Raw genomic sequence first — 4,203 nt, 5'->3', positions numbered from 1 at the left:
AGTGCTGCATCATAAGCATTCCAGTTACCAACTTTATACTTCGCTTTGGTTTTCACGTTTTAACTGGCAGGGAGTACAAGGGAATAAGTAAAATTTACCATTTCTCCGTATTCATGCAACAATGCCCGTAATAAAACCAAGACCTGTTAAGTAAGTGAATCCCCAGAACTATACGCTGCTTTGTCCATTGGTCATCGGAACGGAGCATGACGCGATCACCCAATACAAAACCAGGTAATTCTTGGGTAGCGAGTTGCATTTCACCAGTGCCAATGATTTGATGTTCTGTGGTGTAGATAATATCCTCGTTGCAAATAACCGCATAAATCCATCGGTCTTGTTCCCAGCGAATACCGCAGCAATAACCGAATGTTCTCGTGGTGCAGATATAGACTTTCTCTAGTAAATTGACTTCAACAAGTGGGATTTCTTGACACCAGGGAGGAGAAAGATACCAGCACAGATAAAGTGTGTGATGAAAGTCAATCATGCTCGTCCCCCCAACAAGTAGTTAATGGCTTCTTTATCAAGAGAGGCAATGCGTTTTTTGAGATGTTGTGGTGGATTAGAGAGAAATTGTTTGAGATGCCAAGTTCTAACTTGATAATGTTTAGCAGAACGCTTTGTTGCTTTAAGCCAACCTCGTCTTACCCAAAAACAAACGGTTGACAAACTCAAACAAAGAACTTTAGCTATTTCTTTGCAAGAGTAGTTATCGAGAGTAGGGCGAACTGAGTAACCTAAACTGTTTAATTTCAAAGCGATGGCATTAGTTGACCGATGATATCCTCGTCTTTTTAAACTAGAGGCGATTTGTTTGACGGTATAAACTTCAGCCTTAGCCTCGATAATTACTAGTTCTTCTGGTGTCCATTTGATAGTCATATCTGGTTCTCCAATTATTATGCAGATATAGAATTGATGTCAGATTGATTTGGGAGAATCCGGGCGCTGATAGATTCAAAATCCACTTGAAAGATATTCAAATCAATCAATACTTCCCCACTGTTGTAGAGGTCAATGATGTGTTGTTTGATAGCGGATTCATCAAGACCATCAGGAATATCAATATGAGCCTCGCTGGTAATCCTTTCGACAACTGTAATGATGACTCTCATTGCTTAATTTCTCTCCAATAAATTAGAAGCCAAATCATACTGAATTCTGACGACTGACTTCGGAATTATGCGCTTGCAACTGTTGCATCCATGTGCTGACTGCGGTTAATTCATCAGTATCATTAGCAATAGCATCAACAACTTGCTTTTGATACGAAGATTCAGCATAATTGGGATGCTCACACTTATCAGATGCCCAAGCCAAACACATGGTTTTGATAAGTTCATCAATCTTTTCTTCAGATAAGGAACTAGGAAGCTCAACGTCTTGAAATCGTAACCACTCTTTGACTAAATCCAACGGATAATCAAGTAGAGTGCGAATGTTCTTTACTCGCAAATCTTGTGGGTGGATTGGTTGAGGGACTACGCTAAGTTTCGGCATTGATGGAATGGTTGAGGATGTCCCACCTAAGAGAGATTGGATATCATGAATAATGCTTGCCCAGTCTGCATCTTTATTCCATTCCCTCTTGATTTTGGTTTTCGTTGTAGCATCATAAAGATTGCAGAAGACTGTATTTTCTTCACCACCAGTAGCAGCAATAATTAGTGGTTTATCAAAGTCTTTAACTAATGATGCAGCTAACAAAAAGCTTTTAGCAAAGTTAGTTTCTAGCCCAGTTCTAATGACATAAAGTTCATCGGCACTGACAACAATATCGAGTTTCCTGTTGTCCTTACCTTTGAACTCTTTAGCTGTCAGTCGCAGTTCTGACAAATAACCTGTTAATGCTCTTTGAGAAACTGGTATTTTTTTATCCTGTTCAATATTGAACTTATACCAAACGAAAGATTCCCCATTTATTTCTCCTTGATTGACGTAGAGATAAATAGGTTCGGGTGGATTGCAAAGACCGAGTTTGATTTCAGTAGTCATGTTTCGTGTAATCTATGCAAGAATTAGTTTTATGTTGCGAAACAGTAATTTTGAGATATTGCAACCATTCGACCATCTGAATAGACGGTATTTATTCAGGTGGTTGTTTTCTGATTGACGTTAGTTAAAAACGCTCTATGACAGCTAGTAAAAAGCCATGTCCAGTATTCTTGACTTGTACCTGTTTCTTATCAAGCAAATATTGAACAATGGTTCCAGAAAACTGAATCCTGTGTAAAGGAATAGAACCACCAGAGCGACGTAGAGAACGCAACAATCTAGCTGAAGTCCGTTCCACATAGTTGTTAACAGCCTTAGCCATTAGTGAACCCTCCAGTTACTATTGATAACTGTTGTTGCAAAATTGCTATTTGACGCTGATAGAATTCAATCTCTGCTGTAATTTGCGTGAACAATTCCTGTGGAGAAAGCGGCTGAATTTGATTCTCTTGCAAGTACAATATTTCGTCAGAGTTCTTGTTAGGCATCAATACATAACGCCAACCATCGCCAAATTGTTCAGCCAATTCTGTACCATTTGGGTAGTAGTAAAGCCCTAGAATCAAGCCCTGTTCTGTACGCTGATCAAAAGCAAAGCGAGGGTAGCCCCAGTGCCGGGGAATCGATATTGTGGGTTGCATAGATGAATTGGTTCATGAAGAGATTGGTAGAGTTTAGGGAGTGCTTGAGTTTGGCTTTCTCCCAAAAAGATAGAAATGAGTGCTTATACTGTGATCAAGCAAACAGTCATATTGAGGTAGTGGGCTTTTACGCCCACTTTTCCCTTACGCCGCGACTAATTCCCCTTTCTCCAGCAGCCGTTGCAATTCATCACCAGTCATCTGCTCCAGTGGGCGGTATTTCAAGTATTCGTCAGCTGATTCACTGGACAGTGATACGTCAACCATCGACAACCACCACACTGCATCTAATGCAGAATCACAGGATATGCGCTGTTGGGTTTCATCTTCTGCACGGATAAACCACCAGTTGCCATTGCTGCATCCCACTTCCCCCAGCTTCTCGTCATTGCGGTAGATGCCATCGTCTAGGATTTCAAACCCAAACTTTTCGCATTCATTGAAAATTTGGGACATGATTTCATTACCCGTTGTAGTAGCTGTAGTGGCTGTAGCGTTCTGCTCTTGCACAGGTAATGAGCCGTCTTTGTAATGTATGCGAATGTAGCGATCGCAAAGCATAGGGGTAGCAGCACGATGGATTTCCGCACCGTTCACCACGACTACCCAGCGTTGTGTCACAAAGTCATTGTGATCATGAGTGATTGCAGCAATTAGCTTGTCACCGCAGTAGTATTCGTGATCGTAGAAAGATATTTCGACTGTTCTGAGTTCTTCTGGGGCTACCGCTTGGGCTTGGGTGGCGAGGTGGTGATCGAGTTCGGCTTGGGCTTTGGTTTGTTCGTCAGAGGTAGCAGGGGTGGCTTTCGCAAGAATACTTGCTTGGTATCGAGTAATCGCATTCATCCAAGCATCTTTGCAGCGTTTATCTATTACGTAAGCTGTGCAGCCGATTTCGCTGTAGATCTGCTTGAGTCGCGCAATAGATTTCAGTTGCAGCTGTTGATGGCTGTTGATTTGGTGTGTCATGATTGATGAGCCTTTAAATTTAGGGGCAAGAGAAGCGCTTGAGATTGCAAGTCCAGGGCGCTTCTCTATATTTTTATTATCTGCTAACTGGTTAGCGATTGTCAATAGCAAAACAGCATCTTTTAACTGAATATAGTAACTAGATAAGTTAATAAGATATAATACACTCTTGGTAAACTTAGGTAATGAATATGAAGCAGCTAAGAGAAAGAAAGGGACTAAGAACAGTGGATGTCGCTAGCCGTGTGGGCATAGCAGAATCTACTGTTCGCAACTGGGAATATGGGAAGACTATTCCAAAGTTACGGATTGATCAGTTTAGTGAACTTATAAAGCTATACGAATGCACTTTTGATGAACTGATAGCAGCAGTCCAAGAATCGGCTCATACAATTGAGTAAAGTAAATCTTTTGGCTCTATCTTTAAAGCTTTGCTTTTTCTATTCATCTTTCTTGTTATGCGATTGCAACTACTAGTCAACCAAGAAAATTATGACAGGTGTAAATTAGGATATAACCGTTGGAATTTCACTCTGGCATCTGAAGCTGCAAAACGCCAATCGATTTTAGCTTTCTGCTGGTTACGCTCCTTTTC

9 protein-coding genes are annotated in these 4,203 nt (G+C 41.0%); 2 read left to right on the top strand and 7 right to left on the bottom strand.

All coding sequences use genetic code 11. The features are described 5' to 3' along the window. Window positions 1–94: 94 nt before the first annotated feature. From FNW02_RS37515 to FNW02_RS37485, 7 genes are all read right to left on the bottom strand, one after another. Complete coding sequence (locus FNW02_RS37515; protein WP_191762531.1) at window positions 95–490, bottom strand: DUF1392 family protein; 396 nt, start codon at window positions 488–490, stop codon at window positions 95–97. Next, window positions 487–885: a MerR family transcriptional regulator gene (locus FNW02_RS37510; protein ID WP_225226291.1), complete on the bottom strand. Its 399-nt coding sequence runs from the start codon at window positions 883–885 to the stop codon at window positions 487–489. The genes FNW02_RS37515 and FNW02_RS37510 overlap by 4 nt, the downstream gene beginning before the upstream one ends. 17 nt (window positions 886–902) lie before the next feature. Then, window positions 903–1,118: a hypothetical protein gene (locus FNW02_RS37505; protein WP_191762530.1), complete on the bottom strand. Its 216-nt coding sequence runs from the start codon at window positions 1,116–1,118 to the stop codon at window positions 903–905. A gap of 34 nt (window positions 1,119–1,152) precedes the next feature. Then, on the bottom strand, window positions 1,153–1,998 hold the full coding sequence (locus FNW02_RS37500; protein WP_191762529.1) for a hypothetical protein: 846 nt from the start codon (window positions 1,996–1,998) through the stop codon (window positions 1,153–1,155). A 124-nt stretch (window positions 1,999–2,122) separates the two neighbouring features. Further along, a complete protein-coding gene (locus FNW02_RS37495; protein ID WP_191762528.1) occupies window positions 2,123–2,320 on the bottom strand; it encodes a hypothetical protein in 198 nt (65 codons plus the stop codon). Beyond that, window positions 2,313–2,639 (bottom strand): hypothetical protein, encoded by a 327-nt coding sequence (locus tag FNW02_RS37490; RefSeq protein WP_191762527.1) that lies wholly within the window; start codon window positions 2,637–2,639, stop codon window positions 2,313–2,315. The genes FNW02_RS37495 and FNW02_RS37490 overlap by 8 nt, the downstream gene beginning before the upstream one ends. A gap of 144 nt (window positions 2,640–2,783) precedes the next feature. Beyond that, window positions 2,784–3,608: a hypothetical protein gene (locus FNW02_RS37485; protein ID WP_191762526.1), complete on the bottom strand. Its 825-nt coding sequence runs from the start codon at window positions 3,606–3,608 to the stop codon at window positions 2,784–2,786. On the opposite strand from FNW02_RS37485, the gene FNW02_RS39825 reads away from it, so the two are divergent. Both FNW02_RS39825 and FNW02_RS37480 read left to right on the top strand, forming a co-directional pair. Continuing rightward, window positions 3,607–3,738 carry a hypothetical protein gene (locus FNW02_RS39825; RefSeq protein ID WP_263627876.1) on the top strand — a complete coding sequence of 44 codons (132 nt, stop codon included), beginning with the start codon at window positions 3,607–3,609 and terminating at the stop codon, window positions 3,736–3,738. The genes FNW02_RS37485 and FNW02_RS39825 overlap by 2 nt on opposite strands. A 61-nt stretch (window positions 3,739–3,799) precedes the next feature. Further along, entirely contained in the window at window positions 3,800–4,009 is a 210-nt protein-coding gene (locus FNW02_RS37480; RefSeq protein ID WP_225226290.1) for a helix-turn-helix transcriptional regulator, read from the top strand. The last annotated feature ends 194 nt before the right edge of the window (window positions 4,010–4,203 follow it).

The sequence above is a fragment of the Komarekiella delphini-convector SJRDD-AB1 genome, from assembly GCF_014831675.1.
Taxonomy (GTDB): Bacteria; Cyanobacteriota; Cyanobacteriia; order Cyanobacteriales; family Nostocaceae; genus Komarekiella.
The sequence above is the reverse complement of the archived record's forward strand: the minus strand, read 5'-3'. Positions and strand labels throughout refer to the sequence as shown.

What these genes read in the sequence shown, in the direction of transcription:
- FNW02_RS37515 (WP_191762531.1), bottom strand. Translation starts at nt 490, where the DNA reads ATGATTGACTTTCATCACACACTTTATCTGTGCTGGTATCTTTCTCCT.
- FNW02_RS37510 (WP_225226291.1), bottom strand. Translation starts at nt 885, where the DNA reads ATGACTATCAAATGGACACCAGAAGAACTAGTAATTATCGAGGCTAAG.
- FNW02_RS37505 (WP_191762530.1), bottom strand. Translation starts at nt 1,118, where the DNA reads ATGAGAGTCATCATTACAGTTGTCGAAAGGATTACCAGCGAGGCTCAT.
- FNW02_RS37500 (WP_191762529.1), bottom strand. Translation starts at nt 1,998, where the DNA reads ATGACTACTGAAATCAAACTCGGTCTTTGCAATCCACCCGAACCTATT.
- FNW02_RS37495 (WP_191762528.1), bottom strand. Translation starts at nt 2,320, where the DNA reads ATGGCTAAGGCTGTTAACAACTATGTGGAACGGACTTCAGCTAGATTG.
- FNW02_RS37490 (WP_191762527.1), bottom strand. Translation starts at nt 2,639, where the DNA reads ATGCAACCCACAATATCGATTCCCCGGCACTGGGGCTACCCTCGCTTT.
- FNW02_RS39825 (WP_263627876.1), top strand. Translation starts at nt 3,607, where the DNA reads ATGATTGATGAGCCTTTAAATTTAGGGGCAAGAGAAGCGCTTGAGATT.
- FNW02_RS37485 (WP_191762526.1), bottom strand. Translation starts at nt 3,608, where the DNA reads ATGACACACCAAATCAACAGCCATCAACAGCTGCAACTGAAATCTATT.
- FNW02_RS37480 (WP_225226290.1), top strand. Translation starts at nt 3,800, where the DNA reads ATGAAGCAGCTAAGAGAAAGAAAGGGACTAAGAACAGTGGATGTCGCT.